Genomic DNA, 21,664 nt, shown 5'->3' with positions numbered 1-21,664 from the left:
GTTCGATCATGGTTGATGGTTCGTTAACGAAGCCACGCATAGAGTCGGGCTTCAATGGCTGACAACGGGAAATCACGAACGGGCTTCCGGCACGCGCGCTGCGGCATCGCTGCGGCGGTGGTTTTGCTGTCGCTCGGGCTTGCACGGGCCGAAAATACGCTGGACGTGGCGCCCGACCCCGATCTGAGCCGTGCCGAATATGAGAAGGTGTCGGCCGAGATCACGCTGTCGTCCGAACGGCTGGCCAAGCTCGCCGCCGACATTGCTTCGGTCAAGAAGGACCATGCCTCGATCACCGCGGCGCTTATCCAGTCGGCTATGACCGAGCAGAAGCTCGGCCAGGACATCGAGGATATCGGCGCCAGGCTCGAAGGACTGAAGGGCGAGGAACAGAAGATCCGTGTCTCGCTGGCGGCGCGGCGCGACGTGCTGGCCGAGGTGCTGGGGGCGCTGCAGCGCATGGGGCTCAATCCGCCGCCGGCGATCCTGGTCAAGCCGGAAGACGCGCTGTCGTCGGTGCGCAGCGCCATCCTGCTCGGCGCAGTGGTGCCGGAACTGCGCCAGCAGACCGACAAATTGCTGGCCGACCTCAGGGAACAGACCCGGGTGACGGCCTCGATCGAGGCCGAGCGGACGAGGCTGACGGCGGCGGTCGGCGAGCAGACGGCGGAAAAGAAACGCCTCTCCATGCTGCTCGAAGCCAAGCAGAAGCTCGAGGCGGACACCTGGACGGCGATGGCCGCTGAAAAGCAGCGGTCCCAGGCGCTTGCGGCCAAGGCCGGCAGCCTGAAAGAGCTGATCGCTTCGCTTGAAGCCGACAAGAGCCGCAAGGCGGCGGATGCCGTCAAGGCAGGCGAACAGAAAGCGGCCGACAGCGATAAGCCGGACGCCGATAACGCCGATGCAGGCACAACCGCGTCGACGGAGCTGGCTTCGCTGCCCGTGCCGGAAGGCAACCGCCTCACCGCCGCCGCGCCGTTTTCGGCACTTCAGGGACAAGTCTCGCTGCCGGTCACCGGCAAGATCAAGCTGCGTTTCGGGGCCGATGACGGTAACGGCGCGGTGATGCTTGGCGACATGGTTGCGACACAATCGGGAGCCATCGTCACGGCACCGGCGGACGGAAATGTGCTTTATGCGGGGCCTTTTCGCTCCTATGGTCAACTCTTGATCCTCAATGCGGGAGACGGCTATCATGTCGTCCTGGCGGGGATGAGCAGAATCAGCGTCGCGTCTGGCCAGTCGGTGCTCGCAGGAGAGCCGGTCGGCGCGATGGGAGAGGCCCGGGTGGCAAGCACCTCGGCCTCGAAGAATGGAAATGCCACGCCGGAACTCTATGTCGAGTTCCGCAAGGATGGAAAACCCGTCGATCCGACCCCATGGTGGGCGGACCGCTTCTCTGGAAGGACGTGAAATGATGCGGAAACTGTCGCTTCTTATTGCCGGTGCGCTGATGGGCGCGTCAGCGATGAGCCTGGTCTATGGCGCGCCCGGCTCGACGGCGAACGCTGCAGGCTCCGAGACCTACAAGCAACTGGCGATCTTCGGCGACATCTTCGAGCGCGTGCGGGCGCAGTATGTGACGCCGCCGGACGACAAGTCGCTGGTCGAAAACGCCATCAACGGCATGCTCACCTCGCTCGATCCGCACTCCTCCTACATGAATGCCGAGCAGGCGCAGGACATGCGCGTGCAGACCAAGGGTGAGTTCGGCGGCCTCGGCATCGAGGTCACCATGGAGAACGACCTGGTCAAGGTGATCACGCCGATCGACGACACCCCGGCTGCCAAGGCAGGCGTGCTGGCCGGCGACTATATCGCCAAGATCGACGGCCAAGAGGTTCGCGGCCTGACGCTCAACGATGCGGTCGAAAAGATGCGCGGCCTGGTCAACACGCCGATCAAGCTGACCATCCTGCGCCAAGGCGCCGACAAGCCGATCGAGTTGACGGTGGTGCGCGACATCATCAAGGTCAAGGCGGTCAAGTTCCGGGTCGAGAACGACATCGGCTACATGAAGATCACCTCCTTCACCGAAAAGACCTATGACGACCTCGAGAACGCCATCGACACCATCAAGAAGCAGGTGCCGAACGACAAGCTCAAGGGCTATGTGCTCGATCTCAGGCTCAACCCGGGCGGCCTGCTCGACCAGGCGGTGAGCGTGTCCGACGCCTTCCTCGACCGTGGCGAGATCGTCTCGACCCGCGGCCGCGACCCGAAGGACGTCACACGCTTCGACGCCAAGGCAGGCGACGACATCGGCGCCAAGCCGCTGATCGTGCTCGTCAATGGCGGTTCGGCCAGCGCCTCCGAGATCGTCGCCGGCGCGCTGCAGGACCTGCGCCGCGCCACAGTGGTCGGCACGCAGTCCTTCGGCAAGGGCTCGGTGCAGACCATCATCCCGCTTGGCGAGAACGGCGCGCTGCGCCTGACGACGGCGCTCTATTACACGCCGTCCGGCAAGTCGATCCAGGGCAAGGGCATCACGCCCGACATCAAGGTCGACCAGCCGCTGCCGCCCGAACTGCAGGGCAGGGACCTGACGCGCGGTGAATCTGACCTCAAGGGCCACATCAAGGGCGCCGACGAGAGCGATACCGGTTCGGGCTCGGCTGCCTATGTGCCGCCGGATCCAAAGGACGATCTGCAGCTGATCTATGCCGAACAGCTGCTGCGCGGCCAGAAGACCGACCCGGCATTCCCGCCGAATCCGGAGAAGGCAGTGCTTAACCAATAAAATCGACTGGTAGCTCTGGCTGCCCAATCGAAGCGATGCAATGCTGCCGGGACCGTGAGGTTCCGGCAGTTTGATTCGGGGGCAGCTGGGCGCTGCGCCTCAAAAGGCGCAGGGGACGCGCCGTCAGTTTTGGATCTGCGCATGGCGAAAAGATTTCGCTGATCACGCGCCCGGGGATGCGGCTTGGCTGACGTCGGCAAGGACATCGAACGCCCGCTCGGACAGACCGTCCGACCGCGTGCTGCGTCGCGCGGGATCAGCGCTGGCGCCGTCGCGGCGACGCTGGTCGTGCTGGCCGCGGTCGGCATCTCCGGCGCGATCGCGCTGCGCGAGAAGCCGTTCCGCAAAACGGAAGCAATCGCGGTCTCGACGCCAAAGGTGACGGCGGCGGCCGAGCCCGCGGCCGCAGCACCCACTGCTCAAGCGACGGCGGCAGCGCCGAAGGCGGAAACGCCCAAGGCCAGCGGTCCGCAGATCATCCATGTGCAAACCCAGGAGGGTGACGGCCCGCCCAATGCAGCCATCGTCATCCATGACCCGTCGACGATCGGCCAGAACCTGAAGATCGCGCATATCCCCGACAGGGCGCTGATCGAGGCCAGCGACACCGGCCCGTTGCCGGTTCGCGCCGCTGACGGCCGGCGGCCGTTCGATGTCTATGCGCGGCCGTGGTCGGGTTCGCGTGGCGCTCGCGTGGCAATCGTCATCGGCGGGCTTGCCGTGTCGCAGACCGGCACGCAGGCGGCGATCGCCAAGCTGCCGGCCGAAGTGACGCTGGCTTTTGCGCCGCAAGGCAACAGCATTAGCCGGTGGATGCAGGCGGCACGGCAGAGCGGGCATGAAGTGGTCATGCAGGTGCCGCTCGAACCGTTCGACTATCCCAATGTCAATCCTGGCCGCAACACGCTGACAGTGGCGGCAAGCCCGGACGAGAATCTGAAGAATCTGCGCTGGGCGCTGTCGCGGACCACCAACTATACCGGCGTCATGAACTATATGGGGGCTCGCTTTTCGGCCGACGCGACGGCGATGGGGCCGTTCATGGCCGAACTCGGCAAGCGCGGCCTTGCCTATGTCGATGACGGCTCGTCCGCACGGAGCCTGGCGTCCGATCTCGCCTTGAAGGACGGTGTGCCGTTCGTCGCCGGCGATACGGCAATCGACGCCGTGCAGGACCGCGGCGCCATCCTGAAAAAGCTCGACGCGCTGGAAGCGACCGCGCGCGCCAAAGGCTCCGCCGTCGGCATCGGCTCGGCCTTCGACCTCACCGTCGATACCGTGGCGTCCTGGGCGGTCGAAGCGAAAAAGCGCGGCATCGAGATCGTGCCGATCTCGGCGGTGGCCATCGACCCGGAAAAAGGCTGATCATGACGAAGAAACCTGTGGACCCCGAGACGCTGCCATACCGCCCCTGTGTCGGGCTGATGATCCTCAATGGCGACGGGCTGGTCTGGGTCGGGCACCGCATCGCCGAGCCGGACAGCGAATTCGCCGGCACCACGCAGCTCTGGCAGATGCCGCAAGGCGGCATCGAGGAGGGCGAGGAGCCGCTGCAGGCGGCCGGGCGCGAACTCTATGAAGAGACCGGCATGCGCTCGGTCACGCTGCTCGCCGAGGCGCCGCACTGGATCAATTACGACCTGCCGCCCGATCTGGTCGGCATAGCCCTCAAGGGGCGTTATCGCGGCCAGACGCAGAAATGGTTCGCCTACAGCTTTCACGGCGGGACCAGCGAGATCCAGATCAATCCGCCGCCGGGCGGCCACACCGCCGAATTCGATGAATGGGCATGGCGGCCAATGCAGGACCTGCCCGATCTGATCGTGCCGTTCAAACGCAAGGTCTATGAGGATGTGGTGGCGGCGTTCCGTCATCTTGCCTAGCTGGATGTGACGGTTCGCACGGCAGCTGATTCGTGCTTTATTGATCGCGACACCCGCAGCCACGAGACCCATATGAACGACGCCGGGCAATGGCCTCTTAGCGCAGCGTCTGGGCTGCCCCTCACCTGCCTGCCGACTTTCGTCACTCGAAAAGCCAAGCAGTTGGCTTTTCGTCCGCTTTACGCGGACCGCTCCTCAACTCCCCGTATAGGGCCGGGGAGAAATATCCGGCAGGACAATGAGGGGCAGCGCCGACTTCAGCGGGTCTGCAATGCATAAAGCCAAAGATACGATCAGCGAAGCGGCGGCCGGCGCCATTCTCACCATCGATCTCGGCGCGGTCAGGGAGAATTACCGGCGGCTCAAGGCAAAGCTCGGCGGCGTACGCTGCGCCGGCGTCGTCAAGGCCGACGGTTACGGGCTCGGCGCGCGGCAAGTGGCGGCGGCACTGGTTGCCGAAGGCTGCGACAGCTTCTTTGTCGCTCATCTCACCGAGGGTGTCGCGCTGCGCGACGCACTCGGACCGAAGCTGGAAATCCATGTGCTGAACGGCCTGCCGCCGGGCTCGGAACCCGAAGCGGTGGCCGCCGACCTTGTTCCCGTCATCAACAGCACCGGGCAACTGAAGGCGTGGAGCGAGGCAGGCCAAAAGGCCGGCCGCAAGCTCAAGGCCGCCATCCAGGTCGACAGCGGCATGTCGCGGCTGGGCATGGCGCCGGCAGAGGTCGAGGCGCTTTCGGCCGATGCTTTCGCCGGCGTCGATGTCGTCCTCGCCATGAGCCATCTGGCCCGCGCCGACGAACCGACCAATGCGGCCAATGATGCGCAACTCAGGGAGTTCGAACGGCTGCGCAAAATGCTGCCCAAGGCGCCGGCGTCGCTCGACAATTCCTCCGGCATCTTTCTTGGGCCGCGCTATCAGTACGACCTCGCGCGTCCGGGCGCTGCGCTCTACGGCATCAATCCGACGCCTGATGAGGCGAACCCGATGCTGCCGGTGGTGCGGCTCGAGGCAAAGATCATCCAGACACGCGGCATCGATAAGGGCGCGGGCGTCGGCTACGGACATGCGTTTCTGGCCAGCGGTCCCTTGCGGGCGGCCACGATCTCGCTCGGCTATGCCGATGGCTGGCACCGGCGCGCGGCTTCGGCTGCCTGGCTCGACGGCGTGCGACTGCCCTTTGTCGGGCGGGTGTCGATGGATTCGATCATCCTCGACATCTCGGCCCTGCCGGCCGGCCGGCTGCGCGAGGGCGACCTTGTCGAACTCCTGGGCCCCTCGCAGAGCGTCGATGACGCCGCCGGTCATGCCGGCACGATCGGTTATGAAATCCTGACCAGTCTCGGCCCCCGCTTCCACCGCCGCTATATCAACGAATAGAGCCGCGACACGCCGCCCCTTGGCGGACGCCGCAGAATCCGGCAGACAGGAGGCGGCGGCCCTCTGACGGAAGTCGTCGTGGAGAGTGATGCGATGAAGATCTTCGTGTTGGGCGGCGGCGTTATCGGGGTCACCACTGCCTATTATCTCGCTGAGGCCGGCCACGAGGTGACGGTGTTCGACCGCCAGAAAGGGCCGGCGCTGGAAACCAGCTTCGCCAATGCCGGCGAGATCTCGCCGGGGTATGCTTCGCCCTGGGCCGGCCCCGGCATTCCGCTGAAGGCAATCAAGTGGCTGTTGATGAAGCACGGCCCGCTGGTGGTGCGGCCGGCCTTCGATCCGTATATGTGGACATGGCTCATCAAGATGCTGCGCAATTGCACCGCGGATCGCTACGCCATCAACAAGGCGCGCATGGTGCCGCTCGCCGAATACAGCCGCGACACGCTGAAGGCGCTGCGCGAGGCGACCGGCATCGCTTATGATGAGCGGACCAAGGGCACGCTGCAGCTGTTTCGCACGCAAAAGCAGCTCGACGGCACCGGCGGCGATGTCGAGGTGCTGAAGAAATATGGCGTTCCCTACGAGTTGCTCGATCCCGAAGGCTGCATTGGGGCCGAGCCGGCGCTGGCCGGCGTGCGGGAAAAGTTTGTCGGCGGGCTGAGATTGCCCGGCGACGAAACTGGCGACTGCAAGATGTTCACCGATCGGCTGGCCGAGCTCTGCGTGGCGCGCGGCGTCACGTTCGAGTACGGCACGCAGATCCGGCGCTTCTCCAAGAACCGCAATCGCATCGTCAGCGTCGGCACCGACCAGCGCTCGCGCGCGGCCGACGCTTATGTGCTGGCGCTGGGCAGCTATTCGGCGCGCTTCATGCGCCTGCTCAGGCGCCCGATCCCGGTCTATCCGGTCAAGGGCTATTCGATCACCGTTCCTATCAAGGACGCGGTCGCCGCCCCGGTGTCGACGGTGATGGACGAAACCTACAAGGTGGCGATCACCAGGCTCGGCGACCGCATCCGCGTCGGCGGCACGGCGGAGATTTCCGGCTTCGATCTCAGGCTGCATGAATCGCGCCGGCGCACCCTCGAACATTCGGTCGGCGATCTGTTCCCGGATGGCGGCGACCTCAAGGCGGCGTCCTTCTGGTGCGGGCTGCGGCCGATGACGCCGGACGGGCCGCCGCTGGTCGGCCGCACCGAGTTCTCCAACCTCTATCTCAACACCGGGCACGGCACGCTTGGCTGGACGATGGCCTGCGGCTCGGCCAAGGTGCTGTCCGACATCATCTCCAGCAAGGTGCCTGATATCGATGTGCGGGAGTTAGGACCGGAGCGGTATTTGAGGTAGGGGTGCTTTTTAAAGCTCGCGGGCCAGCACCCCCTCTGTCCTACCGGACAGAGGGGGTGTAAAGGATCGCTACAGAACGGCATTCCTTCAGCCTCGCCAGCCCTTCAAAACGCCTCCTTCACCCAACCCTTCGAGAACAGCCATCGGTAGGCCCACGGTATCGTCACCTCGGTCGATACCTGGTTCGAATGGGCGACATAGTCGTCATAGACCGGCTGCATCCTGGCGTAGAAGGCAGGGTCGAGCACCGTCATGCCGTTCTCCAGATCGTGGAAGAAACTGCGGTTGTTGAGATTGACCGACGAGATCGTCACCAGCCTTTCGTCGATCATCATGATCTTGGAGTGCAGCACGACATCGGGCGCCTTGAATTCGCGGATGTTGATGCGGTCGCCATATTTCTCGACGAACAGCTTGTTGAGCGCGGTCAGCAGCTTGCCGCCAATATCGCCCTTGAGGTCGATGCGGCCGACAATGTCGATCCTGACGCCGCGCGCCAGCGCCCGCTCGATGGCCAGGCTGAGCTTCGGCGTCAGATTAAGGTAGGGATTGACGATCTCGATATGGTGCCGGGCAGTGTCGATCAGCTCGACGAAATAGGTCTCGAGCGCATGGTTGTCCTCGTAGGGCACGGAAATGAAATGGCGCACCGTGCCCGGCGGGCGCCGGCTGTCGGAGCGCACCGGAATGGAGAAGGGTCTTGCGATGTTGGTGTCGGCGTCGCGCAGCCACAATGTCGAGAGATGCGCGGCCAGCGTCTCGACCGTGGCCGGGTCGGCAAACTCGATGTCGAAATCGCTCCAGTTCGAATAGTAGTTGAGCGAGAGGCCGTCGGTCTTGCCGTATTGCTCTAGGTTCGGATAGCGCGACAGGTCGATTGGCTTGTGGAAGAGGAAGCCGTCATGAATGTTGCGGCCGCCGATGATGACGCGCGAGCGGGCGGGATCCTCGGCAAGTGTCGCCAGCATCTTGACGTGATGGGTCTTGTGCAGCTGTGACAGTTGCTCGTCGACCGGCGCGCCGTGGTCGGCCCGCCAACGATATTCCTGCAACTCGACATTGGGATAATCGGCCGCCAGCCGGTGCAGCAGGGCATCGTCCTTGTCGCGCTCCAGCACGTCTGTGACCATGATGCGCACTTTGGTGCCGAGGGCTGCGTGATGGCGGATCAGCCGCTCGATGACGCGGCCGGAAAAATCGGCCTTGAACTCCAGCGACGACAGATAGACCAGCTTGAGTTTCGGCGCGCGCGAGAAATCGAGCGGCAGTTCGGGGTCGGCCTTGTCGAAGGCGCTGTCGGGTAAAGGCGCGCCGAGCAGCGCTTCGACCTTGGCGTTAAAGCCGTCGCGCGACTTGCGTAACAGGCGCGGTGACCCGAGCGGCAGCGAACAGCTCTGCGACAGCCAGCGGCCGGCGTAAAAGACGCTGGCAAGCTTATCCAGGCGGGATGGATCGGGCACTGGACAACGCTCGTAGCGGCTGTCGAGCGCGGCTATCGCCGGATAGGCAACCTCTTCGCGCAGGATGGTGAGCGGGGCGCCTGCCGGCGCCAGACTGGAGCTGAGCTTGAGGCTGCAACGGTTCAAACCATCGCTGGGGAACAGGCTGGCGGTTTGCCCGGCCGACAGGCGGAGGCGGAAGGCGGCACCGCTCGCCACGCTGCGCGAGCCACCGCCGGCGCGAATCGCCAGCGCCCCGTCGCAGGCGCCAGATATCTCAACCGGCTGCTTTCCCGCCTGGCGCATCACGATCTCGATCGAGCGCGCCTGCAGGCCGGAAAAGCTGAACGTCTTTGGCGCGGAGGGCCGCGCGGCGGCGTTGACATAGAGCGTCTGCCGCGACACGCGCCAACGGCCGTTGAAATGGCCTTCGCCGGTGCCCCTACCTGCCGGCATCTGTTCGGCGCTAACCGGCTTCGCCAGCTGTTCCAGCGTCCGGTAGGTGGCCTGGAAATCGCGGTTGGCGATGGCGTGGCGGTCATGGCCGAACGGACCGGTGCCGTTCGCCCTGTCGATGGCGCCGATCTGGTTGTGGGCGAGCAGCGCCAGGAACTGCCTTTCATAGTCGCTGGCACCGGCATCGCCGAAAAACGCTGCTGCTGCAGTCTGCGGTCCGGGCGTGCCGGCCGATACCGACGGCCGGCCGCAATCCTTCGCATCGGGGAAGAAATCGCAGCTGTGCCGGATCGGGGCGGCGCAACCGACAAGGGCCGCCAGCCCCAGCCCGGCCAGAGCCAGGCAGATGGCGCGGTTCATCCCGTGGCCCCGTTCATCGTCTTCAGCTCAGCCGGGTCGCGCGGCGGCATAAAGCCTTGCGGAAAGACCTTGCAGACGGGAAGTGCGAAAGTGGCGATCAAAAGCTCGGCCTCGCCGCGCACCTTTTTCGGCGCTGTCTTGTCATCACGGATCGCCTTTGCCGAGGCGACGAGCGCGCCGTCGCAGTCGCAATGATTATGGCGCGCGATGTAGCAGGCGTCATGGATTTGGCAGGCGCTGTCGAGGCGATTGACAGGGCGAGCCGAGAGGTCGCCGGTGCGGGTGCCGGGACCGCAGTAATTGCCGAAGACGAAAGGCGACGGGCGGGCCATTGCGATGCGGACCGGCTTGGGCAGTTCGGCTTCCGGAACTGCGGTCCATGGATTGGCGCAGGCGGAAAGCGCGACAAGCGGCAAGATGGCGAGCACCGCTCGCATTTTGATCCGCACCAGCTTTGCAAAAAAGTGTCCCACCCGGCGCAGCCAATCCCTAATGATAGGCGACATCGCGCTTGTTGCCACACTGGCCGATTTTGTGGCGAAGGCAAGGCGGCGCGGCCATCAGACAAACAGCCCGCGCTCTCTCTCGACCGCCTTGGTGATGAAGTTGGCGACGATCTGCACGCGGCGCAGCGGCCGGACCGATTCATGATAGACCAGCCAGTAGGCGCGGCGGATCGGCGTCACGATGTCGACGGGGATCAGCTCCGGCATCGAGCGGGCGACAAAGGTGTGCAAGATGCCGATGCCAGCGCCCGACCGCACCGCTTCGGCCTGGCCCAGCGCTGAGGAGATGGCGAAGCTGGTGCGCCAGTCCGGGCTGAACTCTGCCGCATAGTCGAGCGACGGGCTGACGATCAGGTCTGGGACATAGCCGATCAGCGTATGCTGGCCGAGTTCGGCAGCGGTTTCGGGTAAGCCGTGCGCCTGCGCATAGGCGCGCGAGGCAAACAGGCCGAGTGTGTAGTCGACCAGCTTTCCCGCCACCAGCCTGCCTTCGCTCGGCCGCTCGACGGTGATGGCGATGTCGGCCTCGCGCCGCGACAGCGAGAAGGAGCGCGGCACCGGCACCAGTTGGATGGTGAGTTCGCGGTGCAGCGCGGTCAGCGCGCCAAGACGCGTGGCGAGGAATGCGACGCCAAACCCGTCGGGCGCGCCGATGCGCACGGTGCCTGAGATATCGTCGCCTTCGCCCGACACGGCGGAGCGCGCGGCGATCATGTCGGCTTCCATGCGCTCGGCAATGTCGAGAAAGCGCTGGCCGGCCGGCGTCAGCTCGCTGCCGGTGGTAAGCCGGCGAAACAGTTTTGTCCGTAACGCATCCTCAAGCGCTGCGATGCGGCGCGAGACGGTGGCGTGATTGAGTTCCAGCCGCTTGGCGGCGCCAAGGATCTGCCCGGCGCGGGCCACGGCGAGGAAGATGCGGACGTCATCCCAGTTCATGGGGGTGGTCCGGGCTAGCGGCGAACGCGGCGTTCCCGCCCACCCCCCTCTGGCCTGCCGGCCATCTCCCCCGCAAGGAGGGAGATTGGCAGCTCCGCCGCCTGCGTCTCTTTTGCTGCGTTGAAGATTTGCGAAGGCGGCGGCCACATCTGATCTCCCCCCTTGCGGGGGAGATGTCCGGCAGGACAGAGGGGGGTGTGACGGAGCGCAACCTTCGGGCCTTTCAGCAATCTGTAATTTGCGGCAATTAATGCACACTCGTCCTTCGTTGTCTATTTCTTGCACAACGGTTGCGTTTCCCCTCGCGTTGCCTTCGCGCCTGCAAAGGCGTTGAATGCTTCATCACAAACTCAGGGAGAGAAACCATGATCGAATACGGTCATTTCATCGGCGGCAAGCATGTCGCCGGGACCAGCGGGCGCAAGCAGGACGTCATGCAGCCCATGGACGGCTCGGTGCGCGGCACGGTGGCGCTGGCGTCGCCGGCGGAACTGCGTGCGGCTGTGCTGAACGCCAAGGAAGCACAGATCAAATGGGCTGCGACCAACCCGCAGCGGCGTGTGCGCGTGCTGATGAAGTTTCTTGAACTGGTTGCTCGCGACTATGACGAACTGGCCGATCTCCTGGCGCGCGAGCACGGCAAGACCATCGCCGACGCCAAGGGCGACATCCAGCGCGGCCTCGAAGTGGTCGAAGTCTGCATCGGTGCGCCTCACATGATGAAGGGCGAGTTCACCGACGGCGCCGGCCCCGGCATCGATGTCTATTCGATGCGCCAGCCGCTTGGCGTCGTTGCCGGCATCACCCCGTTCAATTTCCCGGCGATGATCCCGTTGTGGAAGATTGCCCCGGCGCTGGCCTGCGGCAACGCCTTTATCCTGAAGCCTTCCGAGCGTGACCCTGGCGTGCCGATGCGCATCGCCGAACTGTTCCTCGAGGCTGGCCTGCCGGCTGGCGTTCTCAACGTCGTCAATGGCGACAAGGATGTCGTCGACGCCATCCTCGACGATCCTGATATCAAGGCTATCGGCTTTGTCGGCTCGACGCCGATCGCGCATTACATCTACTCGCGCGGCACGGCCGCGGGAAAACGCGTGCAGTGCTTCGGCGGCGCCAAGAACCACATGATCATCATGCCCGATGCCGACATGGACCAGACCGTCGACGCGCTGATCGGCGCGGGCTACGGCTCGGCCGGCGAGCGCTGCATGGCGATCTCGGTTGCCGTTCCCGTCGGCAACGACACCGCCAACCGGCTGATGGAAAAGCTGATCCCGCGTGTCGAAAGCCTCAAGGTCGGCCCGTCGACGGATTCGTCCGCCGATTTCGGCCCGCTGGTGACGGCGCAGGCATTGGAACGCGTCAAGGGTTATGTCGACACCGGCGTCAAGGAAGGCGCCAAGCTGGTCGTCGATGGCCGCGGCTTCTCCATGCAGGGCTACGAGGATGGCTACTATATGGGCGGCTGCCTGTTCGACAATGTGACCGCCGACATGCGCATCTACAAGGAAGAGATTTTTGGCCCGGTGCTGTCGGTGGTGCGTGCGCCGACCTATGAGAGCGCCATCAAGCTAGCCAACGATCATGAGATGGGCAATGGCGTCGCCATCTTCACCCGTGACGGTGATGCTGCTCGTGATTTTGCTTCGCGCGTCCAGGTCGGCATGGTCGGCATCAACGTGCCGATCCCGGTTCCGATCGCTTACTACACGTTCGGCGGCTGGAAGGCGTCGTCCTTCGGCGACCTCAACCAGCACGGCCCGGACGCGTTCCGCTTCTACACCAAGACCAAGACGGTGACCTCGCGCTGGCCCTCCGGCGTCAAGGACGGTGCCGAGTTCGTCATCCCGACGATGAACTGACCGGACGATTTCGAAGATCGGCAAGAAGGCCTGGGTTCAACGTCCTGGGCCTTTCTTTGTACGAAACCGACATTGGCCATCACGTTAAAGCGATGGAACCAAGAGCCTGTCATCTGCCTTAAATTGCATTCCTGCCGTGGTGCAGGCCATCAAAATAGCGCCGGTTGCAGCCGGGGTTCTCGTCTGGCGCAAGGAGGTGTCAGATGACACGACGTCTTGTGGCGGCGATGTTCTTTGCGGTGTTCGCGATGTCCGGCATCGCCCAGGCCAAAGCCGATCAATGCGCGGCGCGGACCGACCTGGTCAAGGCGCTCGGCGAGAAGTTCCACGAAAGCCAAGCCGCACGTGGCCTGGTGAACCCGAATGTGGTGCTTGAGATCTTCGTCTCCGACCAGGGCACCTGGACCATCCTGGCCACCGACACACGCGGCCAAAGCTGCATCATCACGGCTGGCGAAGGCTGGGACGGGGCGGCTATGGCAGCAGTCTTGCCGGGCACCTGATAAAGACCGGTCGGAAGTCTGGAGCAGAGACGGAGTTCAGCGTGTGGCGGCCACTTCGGCATGGCCGCGCAGCAGTGCCATAAGGCGTTTGGCGTCCTTGGCGGCAGCCTCTTCGTCACCGGCCAGGATCGAGCGGATTAGCGCGACGTGGTGTTCGGCCGATTCGGCCAGTCCTGTGTCGGCCTTGTAGCGGAACCAGAAGCGGCGGCTGTGGGTCTGCAGGGGCGCGGCCAGACGGGCCGCAAACGGGTTGTCGGCGGCCATCGCCAAGGCCTCGTCGAGCGCCTTGTCGGCCTGGATGAAGGCCAGCACATTGCCCGAGATGACGGCCTTCTGCATGGCAAGGGCTGCCTCATGAAACAGGTCGGCGGCCTCACGGGTGACGAAGCGGGCGGCCGAGCGCGCCAGCACCACCTCGACGCCGCGCCTGGCATCCAGCACGCGCAGCCAGTCGCCGGGATGAAGCGGGGCAATGGCGATGCCGGCGCGTGGCCTGACATCCAGCAGTCCTTCCCAGGCGAGGCGCTGGATCGCTTCGCGCACCGGCGTGCGTCCTAGCGCCAGCTTCTCGATGAGGGCGCCTTCGGTGACAAAGCTCGCCGGCGCCAGTTCCAACGTCACGATCATATGCTCGAGTACATGGTAGGCCTTGGCGGCGGCCGGCTCGGGGTATGCTGTCTCACTGGATATCAAAGGTGGGCTCCTGATATATCTCACATATATCATAACGAATTCCGCGTTGACAGCCGGTTTTCAAATAGATATACGGCTGATATATCAGATGGAGAGACGATCATGTGGACCGGAGTTTTCCCCGCCGTCACGACCAAGTTTACTGATGACGACCGCCTCGATCATGCCGAGATGGAGCGCTGCCTTGCTTTGCAGATGGAGGCAGGCTGCGACGGTATCATCGTCTGCGGTTCGCTCGGCGAAGGGCCGATGCTGTCGCATGACGAGAAGATCGAGGTGCTGAAGACTGCCCAGAAAGTTGCAGGCAACAAGCCGGTGCTGCTGACGGTCAACGAGGCGGGCACCCGCGAGGCGGCGAGCATCGCAAAGCGCGCGAGCCGGGAAGGCGCCAACGGGCTGATGGTGGTACCGAGCCCGATCTATCACACCAACCCGGAAGAGACGGTCGCCGCCTTGCGCGCCGTCGCTCAGGCCGGCGACCTGCCGGTGATGATCTACTCCAACCGCCTCGCCTACCGCGTCGACGTCACCGTCGACCAGATGGAGGAACTGGCCGCCGACAAGCGCTTCGTCGCCATCAAGGAGTCCTCCGACGACATCCGCCGCTCGACAGAGATCATCAACCGCTTCGGCGACCGCTACGATTTGTTCACCGGCGTCGACAATCTCGCCTTCGAGGCGCTGTCGGTGGGCGCCATCGGCTGGGTGGCGGGTCTGGTCGTCGCCTTCCCGCGCGAGACCGTCGCCATCTACCAGCTGATGAAGCAGGGCCGCCGCGAGGAGGCGCTTTCGATCTACCGCTGGTTCCGGCCGCTGCTCGATCTCGATGTCTCGACCTATCTGGTCCAAAACATCAAGCTTGCCGAAGTGCTCGCGATCGACACAAATGACCGCGTGCGCATGCCGCGCCAGCCGCTGTCGGGCGAGCGCCGCAAAGCGGTCGAGAAGATCGTCAAGGACGCGCTGGCGGTACGGCCGAAGCTGCCGCAGTTCTGAAGGCTTTCTTCTCCCCGTGCACGTGCACGGGGAGAAGATGGCGGCAGCCAGATGAGGGGCAGCGCCGACGTGCAAGGAAATTCCAGGGACACAGAGGAGGGCCGCCGCCCCTCATCCGCCCTTCGGGCCCCGCAGCCCTTCGCTGGCGCTCCGGGCGTTCGTCGTTCGGAAAGCCAAGCAGTCGGCTTTTCCACCGCTTCGCGGACCACTCCTCACCCCCGTGAACGGGGAGAAGGGGTAGATATCGCCATTGTCGGTGGCGGCATTGTCGGCATCTGCGCGGCGGCCATGCTGGCCGAGGCCGGGCGCAGCGTCACGGTCTTCGACCGCACCGGCATCTGCGAGGAGACGAGCTCCGGCAATGCCGCCGCCTTCGCCTTCTCCGACGTGCTGCCGCTGGCGCATAAGGGCATGATGCGGCACTTGCCGAAATGGCTTGCCGATCCGCTCGGGCCACTCAGCATCCCGCCGGCCTACTTGCCGAAGCTGTTGCCTTGGCTGTTGCGCTTCTGGCGCGCTGGCGCACCAGAAAAATATGAGGCGAGCCTTGCTGCTCAGGCAGGCATGATGAAGCTCGCCGAGGCTGAATGGATGGGCCTGCTCGACCGTTCCGGCACGCGGCTGATGCTGCGCGAGGACGGCTCGCTGGAGCTTTATGAAAGCGAGGCCGAATTTCAGGCCGGGCTGCCGGGCTGGGCGGCGCGCGAGCGCTTCGGCATCGGCTTTCGCCATGTCGAAGGCGACGAACTGGCGCGGCTGCAGCCGGGACTGTCGCCGCGCTTCATCAAGGGCACCTTCGTGCCGGGCTGGAAGACCGTCGCCGATCCGAAACTGCTCGGCAAGGGGGTGTGGGCCTATGCCGAAAGGCTGGGCGCGCGTTTCGAAAAGGCGCGCATAGAGCGCGTCGCCGCCAATCCTGATGGCGCGACGCTGACGCTGACGGACGGCACGACCAGGCAGGCAAGACATCTTGTCGTGGCCGCCGGGGCATGGTCGCATCTGCTGACGAAGGCGCTTGGCGACACCATCCCGCTCGAAACCGAGCGCGGCTACAACACGACACTGCCGAAGACCGCTTTCGACGTGCAGCGGATGCTGATCTTTTCCGGCCATGGCTTCGTCATCACGCCACTCGAGACGGGCTTGCGCGTCGGCGGCGCCGTCGAGTTGGGCGGTCTCGACCGGCCGCCGAATTTTGCGCGTTCGAAGGCCATGCTGGAAAAGGCCAGACAATTCCTTCCGGGGCTGGACGCGTCAGGTGGCCGCGAGTGGATGGGGTGTCGCCCGTCGCTGCCGGATTCGCTGCCCGTCATCGGCGCGGCGCGCACCGCGTCCAACGTCGTCTACGCCTTTGGCCATGGCCATCTCGGCCTCACCCAGGCGGCGGCCAGCGGCCGCTTGATCCGCGATCTTGTTCTCGGGCAAACTTCGCGGATCGATCTTGCTCCCTTCAGCCCGCAACGGTTTTGAGTTCGAGGAAATCATGGCCAAAAAATCCTTCTTTTGCATCGACGGCCATACCTGCGGCAATCCGGTGCGGCTGGTCGCCGGCGGCGGTCCCTTGCTCGAGGGGTCGACGATGATGGAGCGGCGGGCGCATTTCCTGGCGGAGTATGACTGGATCCGCACCGGGCTGATGTTCGAGCCGCGCGGCCACGACGTCATGTCGGGCTCGATCCTCTATCCGCCGACGCGCGAGGATTGCGACATAGCCATCCTGTTCATCGAGACGTCGGGCTGCCTGCCGATGTGCGGCCACGGCACGATCGGCACGGTGACGATGGCCATCGAACATGGGCTGATCAAGCCGAAGACACCCGGCGTGCTCCGGCTCGACACACCGGCCGGGCTGGTCATCGCCGAATACAAGCAAGTCGGCGACTATGTCGAGGAGGTGCGCATCACGAATGTACCGTCCTTCCTTTATGCCGAGGGACTGACGGTCGACTGCCCGCAGCTTGGCGAGATCACCGTCGATGTCGCCTATGGCGGCAATTTCTACGCAATCGTCGAGCCGCAGGCGAATTTTCGCGACATGGCTGATTATTCCGCCGGCGATTTCGTCGCCTGGAGCCCCGTGGTGCGGCAGCGGCTCAACGAGAAGTACTCGTTCGTGCATCCGGAAAACCCCGGCATCAACCGGCTGTCCCACATGCTGTGGACCGGCGAGCCGACGGTGGAGGGGGCCGACGCACGCAACGCCGTCTTCTATGGCGACAAGGCGATCGACCGCTCACCTTGCGGCACCGGCACCTCGGCGCGCATGGCGCAGCTCCATGCCAAGGGCAAGCTCAAGGCCGGCGACAGTTTTGTCCACGAATCGATCATCGGCTCGCTGTTCAAGGGCAAGGTCGAGAAGGACGTCACTGTTGCCGGCAAGCCGGCCATCATTCCCTCGATCGGCGGCTGGGCGCGGATGACCGGCCTGAACACCATCTTCATCGACGACCGCGATCCGTTCGCGCACGGTTTTGTGGTTAAGTGATACGGTAGGCTGCCGATCATCCACCGAGACCAAGACTTGGACCCAGAGCGGGACCTCTTGGCGAAACCAGTCAGCGAAAGGTTAGCGCGTTGGGCGAGGCATCCACCGCCATAGTCGGGAAGGAACCCATGTTGCAGCTGGTCAGTACGGAATGTGGCTAAAAAACGAAGCCCGCCAACAGCGCAAGGATTCGTCTCATCGCCGAATTTTGACCGGGATTTCTTCGAAATGAGGTCGCTGGCCCGGCTGAATCGTCAAAGACATTGCGTTATGCCAATGATAGGGTCCGCGATAGTCCAGGGGTCGGGAGCAAAAAAACGGGCAATCGGAAGGCGTGCCGGCAAAACACGCTCGACGTTTGAAAAATCACGTTGCAATCCGGGCTCGAAACTTTACGACTAGGGGAAATACGAAAAGGAATGCGTCTGCATGGGCGACATTCCAGGGGAGCCATGTACACATGCAGTACTTTGTCCAGCAGCTTATCAATGGGCTGACGCTGGGATCGATCTATGGGCTGATCGCAATCGGCTACACGATGGTCTACGGCATCATCGGCATGATCAACTTCGCCCACGGCGACATTTTCATGGTCGGGGCATTCGCCGCCCTCGTCGTCTTCCTCATCCTCGGCTCCTTGTTCTATTCGGTGCCGGTCGTCCTGGCGCTGCTGATCATGATGATCGTGGCGATGCTGCTCACCAGCCTCTACAACTGGACGATCGAGAAGGTGGCGTACCGGCCGCTGCGCGGTTCGTTCCGGCTGGCGCCGCTGATCACCGCCATAGGCATGTCGATCGCGCTGTCGAACTTCATCCAGGTGACGCAGGGCCCGCGCAACAAGCCGATCCCGCCGATGGTCAGCCAGGTCTACAACATCAACGGCATCAGCGTGTCGCTGAAGCAGATCATCATCGTCGTCGTCACCGCCCTGCTGCTGGCGCTGTTCTGGTACCTGGTCAACAGGACTTCCCTCGGCCGGGCGCAAAGGGCGTGCGAGCAGGACCGCAAGATGGCGGCGCTGCTCGGTGTCGATGTCGACCGTACGATCTCGATCACCTTTATCATGGGTGCAGCGCTTGCGGCCGTCGCGGGCACGTTGTTCCTGATGTATTACGGCGTCATCGCCTTTTCCGACGGCTTTGTGCCGGGGGTCAAGGCCTTCACCGCGGCCGTTCTCGGCGGCATCGGGTCTCTGCCGGGCGCGGTGCTTGGCGGGCTTTTGATCGGCTTCATCGAGAGCATGTGGTCGGCGTATTTCTCGATCGACTACAAGGACGTCGCGGCGTTCTCGATCCTGGCGATCGTGCTGATCTTCCTGCCTTCCGGCATTTTGGGCCGGCCAGAAGTCGAAAAGGTCTGAGACAATGGCGGTTTCCGTATCCTCGGAGCGCGACACCGTCGCCTCCCCCGTGCAGCGTGCATTGCGCGAAGCGTTCTATGCCGGCGCCATCTCGCTGGGGTTGTTCATTCTCTTCATCGGCCTGAAGACCGACCAGAACATAAGCAACCAGCTGATCCTGGTGCAGCGCTGGTTGCTGCTCATCACCGTGGTCGTGCTGACCATGCTTGGCCGCTTCTTCTACATTGCATATGGCCAGCCGTTCATGGCCAATCAGAAGATCACCAATGTCGCCACCGGCCTGTTGCCGGCGAGCGTCGCGTCGCGCTTCTTCCTGCTTCCGGCCTTCATCGTCGCCGTCGTGCTGGCGGTTGTCCTGGTTGCGTTCGGCAGCGCCCTGCCGGTGTTGGTGGGACCCGATCTGGCCGGCTACCTTCAGTTCCTGCGCGCATTGGCCGTCATTTACGCGCTCGCTTGCGTGATCTTCTATTTCCGCTCCTTCATCCACGCCAATTTCACCAAGCTCGGGATTGCGGCGCTGGTGCTATACCCGATCCTCGTCGTCGTGGTGCTGTCGATCTACGCGTGGTCGATAACCGGCGGCCTGCAGGGCTCGTTGAAGTGGGTCGACAATTTCGGCATCCAGATCCTGATCTATGTGATGCTGGCCTGGGGGCTGAACATCGTCGTCGGCCTCGCCGGCCTGCTCGATCTCGGCTACGTCGCCTTTTACGCGGTCGGCGCCTATGCCTATGCGTTGCTCGGTTCGCAATACGGCCTGTCGTTCTGGATCCTGCTGCCCGCCGCCGGCGCCATGGCCGCCTTCTGGGGCGTTATGCTCGGCTTTCCGGTGCTCAGGCTTCGTGGCGATTACCTGGCGATCGTGACGCTGGCCTTCGGCGAGATCATCCGCCTGGTGCTGATCAACTGGCGTGAAGTCACCAACGGCTCGGCCGGCATCTCCGGCATCCCGAAGGTCACCTTCTTCGGCCTGATGACGTTTAATTCGACCGACCCGAACTATATCGGCAAGGTGCTGCACATCGCCCAGTCAAGCGCCTACTACAAGATCTTCCTCTACTATCTCATTCTCGGGCTGGCGCTGCTGACCGCCTTCGTCACCATCAGGCTCAGGCGCATGCCTGTCGGCCGCGCCTGGGAGGCGCTGCGCGAGGACGAGATTGCCTGCCGCTCGCTTGGCATCAACACCACCACCACCAAGCTCACCGCCTTTGCCACCGGCGCCATGTTCGGCGGTTTTGCCGGCGCCTTCTTCGCCGCACGGCAAGGCTTCGTCAGCCCTGAATCCTTCGTCTTCCTCGAATCGGCGATCATCCTGGCCATCGTGGTGCTCGGCGGCATGGGCTCGCTGGTCGGCATCGCGGTCGCCGCGCTGGTGATGATCGGCGGCACCGAGGCGCTGCGCGAACTCGATTTCCTGAAAAGTGTCTTCGGAAAAGATTTCACCCCGGAGCTTTACCGCATGCTTTTGTTCGGCATGGCGATGGTCATCGTCATGCTGTGGAAGCCGCGCGGCTTTGTCGGCAGCCGTGAACCGACGGCCTTCCTCAGTGAACGAAAAGCGGTCTCCGCCTCCTTCACCAAGGAAGGGCACGGCTGATGAGCGCGACCTCCATTCAGAAGACCAATCCGGGTATGAAAGACGCCATCCTCCAGGTCGAGCATCTTTCGATGAAGTTCGGCGGCCTGATCGCCATCGGCGACCTGTCGTTCCAGGCCAAGCGCGGCGAGATCACCGCTCTGATCGGACCCAATGGCGCCGGCAAGACCACCGTCTTCAATTGCATCACCGGCTTCTACAAGCCGTCGGAAGGCATGATTACGCTCAACCGGGCCGACGGCTCGAGCTTCCTGCTCGAACGGCTGCCCAATCATGAGATCCCGGCGCGCGCCAAGGTGGCGCGCACCTTCCAGAACATCCGCCTGTTCTCGGGCATGACGCTGCTGGAGAATCTGCTGGTTGCCCAGCACAACAAGCTGATGAAGGCATCCGGCTACACGATCCTGGGCCTGTTCGGGATCGGCGGCTACCGCAGAGCCTCGGCTGAATCGGTGGAGCTTGCCAAGCACTGGCTGGAGAAGGCCGACCTTGTCGATCGCGCCGACGATCCGGCCGGCGACCTGCCCTATGGCGCGCAGCGGCGCCTCGAGATTGCGCGCGCCATGTGCACTGGGCCCGAACTTCTGTGCCTCGACGAGCCTGCGGCCGGTCTCAATCCGAAGGAGTCGGCTGCGCTGAATTCGCTGCTGATGGACATCAAGAGCAGTACCTCGATCCTGCTGATTGAACATGACATGTCGGTGGTCATGCAGATTTCCGACCATGTCGTGGTGCTTGAATATGGCCGCAAGATTTCCGACGGCAGCCCGCAATCGGTGCGTACCGACCCGCGCGTCATCGCCGCCTATCTCGGCGTCGACGACGAGGAGGTCGAGACGGTGCTGACCGAGGTCGGCGATGAAGACGTCATCGAGCAGCTGGACATCGGGCCGGATTCGGCTCACGGACCAGGCACATCGTCTTCCTATCTCGCCGGCCCGGTAAGCGACACGATCGGCCACAGCCAGGGCGAGCGGGTCACAGTGTCGAAGGGAGCTTCAAAGGCCACCCAATACGATACAAGAGCCAACTCCGCGCCAAGAGCACCGTCCGAGCGTCTAACGGCCAAGTCCAAACCGGCGGCCACCAAATCCCCGACAGGCAAGCCGCG

17 protein-coding genes and 1 pseudogene are annotated in these 21,664 nt (G+C 63.9%); 14 read left to right on the top strand and 4 right to left on the bottom strand.

Annotated elements, in window-relative coordinates:
- Positions 1-54 precede the first annotated feature (54 nt).
- The 6 genes from NKJ64_RS07485 to NKJ64_RS07460 all read left to right on the top strand — a co-directional run bounded on the left by NKJ64_RS07485 (position 55) and on the right by NKJ64_RS07460 (position 7,354).
- Positions 55-1,413 (top strand): murein hydrolase activator EnvC family protein, encoded by a 1,359-nt coding sequence (locus NKJ64_RS07485; protein ID WP_023668700.1) that lies wholly within the window; start codon positions 55-57, stop codon positions 1,411-1,413.
- 1 nt (position 1,414) lies between these two features.
- Complete coding sequence (locus NKJ64_RS07480) at positions 1,415-2,740, top strand: S41 family peptidase (protein WP_023668701.1); 1,326 nt, start codon at positions 1,415-1,417, stop codon at positions 2,738-2,740.
- Between the two features lie 183 nt (positions 2,741-2,923).
- Positions 2,924-4,105, top strand: a complete 1,182-nt coding sequence (locus tag NKJ64_RS07475; protein WP_023829300.1) for a divergent polysaccharide deacetylase family protein — start codon at positions 2,924-2,926, stop codon at positions 4,103-4,105.
- A gap of 2 nt (positions 4,106-4,107) precedes the next feature.
- Positions 4,108-4,623 carry an RNA pyrophosphohydrolase gene (locus NKJ64_RS07470; protein ID WP_352462252.1) on the top strand — a complete coding sequence of 172 codons (516 nt, stop codon included), beginning with the start codon at positions 4,108-4,110 and terminating at the stop codon, positions 4,621-4,623.
- 271 nt (positions 4,624-4,894) lie between these two features.
- Complete coding sequence (gene alr, locus NKJ64_RS07465) at positions 4,895-6,004, top strand: alanine racemase (RefSeq protein WP_031203235.1); 1,110 nt, start codon at positions 4,895-4,897, stop codon at positions 6,002-6,004.
- Positions 6,005-6,097: 93 nt separating this feature from the next.
- A complete protein-coding gene (locus NKJ64_RS07460) occupies positions 6,098-7,354 on the top strand; it encodes a D-amino acid dehydrogenase (RefSeq protein ID WP_023668705.1) in 1,257 nt (418 codons plus the stop codon).
- Positions 7,355-7,458: 104 nt separating this feature from the next.
- Here the strand turns inward: NKJ64_RS07460 and NKJ64_RS07455 are convergent, their stop codons facing one another.
- The 3 genes from NKJ64_RS07455 to NKJ64_RS07445 form a co-directional block, all read right to left on the bottom strand.
- Entirely contained in the window at positions 7,459-9,609 is a 2,151-nt protein-coding gene (locus NKJ64_RS07455) for a phospholipase D-like domain-containing protein (protein WP_023829297.1), read from the bottom strand.
- Positions 9,606-10,046 (bottom strand): phospholipase A2 family protein, encoded by a 441-nt coding sequence (locus NKJ64_RS07450; RefSeq protein ID WP_023693154.1) that lies wholly within the window; start codon positions 10,044-10,046, stop codon positions 9,606-9,608. The genes NKJ64_RS07455 and NKJ64_RS07450 overlap by 4 nt, the downstream gene beginning before the upstream one ends.
- Positions 10,047-10,169: 123 nt before the next feature.
- Positions 10,170-11,051, bottom strand: a complete 882-nt coding sequence (locus NKJ64_RS07445) for a LysR family transcriptional regulator (protein WP_023693153.1) — start codon at positions 11,049-11,051, stop codon at positions 10,170-10,172.
- Between the two features lie 365 nt (positions 11,052-11,416).
- Between NKJ64_RS07445 and NKJ64_RS07440 the strand changes: the two genes are divergently transcribed.
- Together NKJ64_RS07440 and NKJ64_RS07435 are read left to right on the top strand one after the other, a co-directional pair.
- Positions 11,417-12,913 (top strand): CoA-acylating methylmalonate-semialdehyde dehydrogenase, encoded by a 1,497-nt coding sequence (locus NKJ64_RS07440; RefSeq protein WP_023684131.1) that lies wholly within the window; start codon positions 11,417-11,419, stop codon positions 12,911-12,913.
- A 203-nt stretch (positions 12,914-13,116) separates the two neighbouring features.
- Positions 13,117-13,416 (top strand): hypothetical protein, encoded by a 300-nt coding sequence (locus NKJ64_RS07435; protein WP_023728657.1) that lies wholly within the window; start codon positions 13,117-13,119, stop codon positions 13,414-13,416.
- A 36-nt stretch (positions 13,417-13,452) separates the two neighbouring features.
- Here NKJ64_RS07435 and NKJ64_RS07430 read toward each other — a convergent pair whose 3' ends face one another.
- Complete coding sequence (locus NKJ64_RS07430; RefSeq protein ID WP_050588433.1) at positions 13,453-14,142, bottom strand: GntR family transcriptional regulator; 690 nt, start codon at positions 14,140-14,142, stop codon at positions 13,453-13,455.
- Between the two features lie 69 nt (positions 14,143-14,211).
- Between NKJ64_RS07430 and NKJ64_RS07425 the strand changes: the two genes are divergently transcribed.
- From NKJ64_RS07425 to NKJ64_RS07400, 6 genes and pseudogenes are all read left to right on the top strand, one after another.
- Positions 14,212-15,105, top strand: a complete 894-nt coding sequence (locus NKJ64_RS07425) for a dihydrodipicolinate synthase family protein (protein ID WP_352462251.1) — start codon at positions 14,212-14,214, stop codon at positions 15,103-15,105.
- Between the two features lie 51 nt (positions 15,106-15,156).
- On the top strand, positions 15,157-16,575 hold the full coding sequence (locus tag NKJ64_RS07420; RefSeq protein WP_280940450.1) for an NAD(P)/FAD-dependent oxidoreductase: 1,419 nt from the start codon (positions 15,157-15,159) through the stop codon (positions 16,573-16,575).
- A gap of 13 nt (positions 16,576-16,588) precedes the next feature.
- The gene (locus NKJ64_RS07415) at positions 16,589-17,590 is read left to right on the top strand and encodes a 4-hydroxyproline epimerase (protein WP_023712006.1); all 1,002 of its coding nucleotides are present in this window, start codon (positions 16,589-16,591) and stop codon (positions 17,588-17,590) included.
- A 460-nt stretch (positions 17,591-18,050) separates the two neighbouring features.
- On the top strand, positions 18,051-18,953 hold the full coding sequence (locus tag NKJ64_RS07410) for a branched-chain amino acid ABC transporter permease (protein ID WP_023668715.1): 903 nt from the start codon (positions 18,051-18,053) through the stop codon (positions 18,951-18,953).
- A gap of 4 nt (positions 18,954-18,957) precedes the next feature.
- Positions 18,958-20,553: a high-affinity branched-chain amino acid ABC transporter permease LivM gene (gene livM, locus NKJ64_RS07405; protein ID WP_023829295.1), complete on the top strand. Its 1,596-nt coding sequence runs from the start codon at positions 18,958-18,960 to the stop codon at positions 20,551-20,553.
- A pseudogene (locus NKJ64_RS07400) lies at positions 20,553-21,659 on the top strand (ABC transporter ATP-binding protein); the annotation flags it as partial. The gene livM and the pseudogene NKJ64_RS07400, both read left to right, overlap by 1 nt.
- Between the last annotated feature and the right edge of the window lie 5 nt (positions 21,660-21,664).

This window comes from Mesorhizobium sp. M0062 (genome assembly GCF_040323125.1).
Taxonomy (GTDB): Bacteria; Pseudomonadota; Alphaproteobacteria; order Rhizobiales; family Rhizobiaceae; genus Mesorhizobium.
The sequence above is the reverse complement of the archived record's forward strand: the minus strand, read 5'-3'. Positions and strand labels throughout refer to the sequence as shown.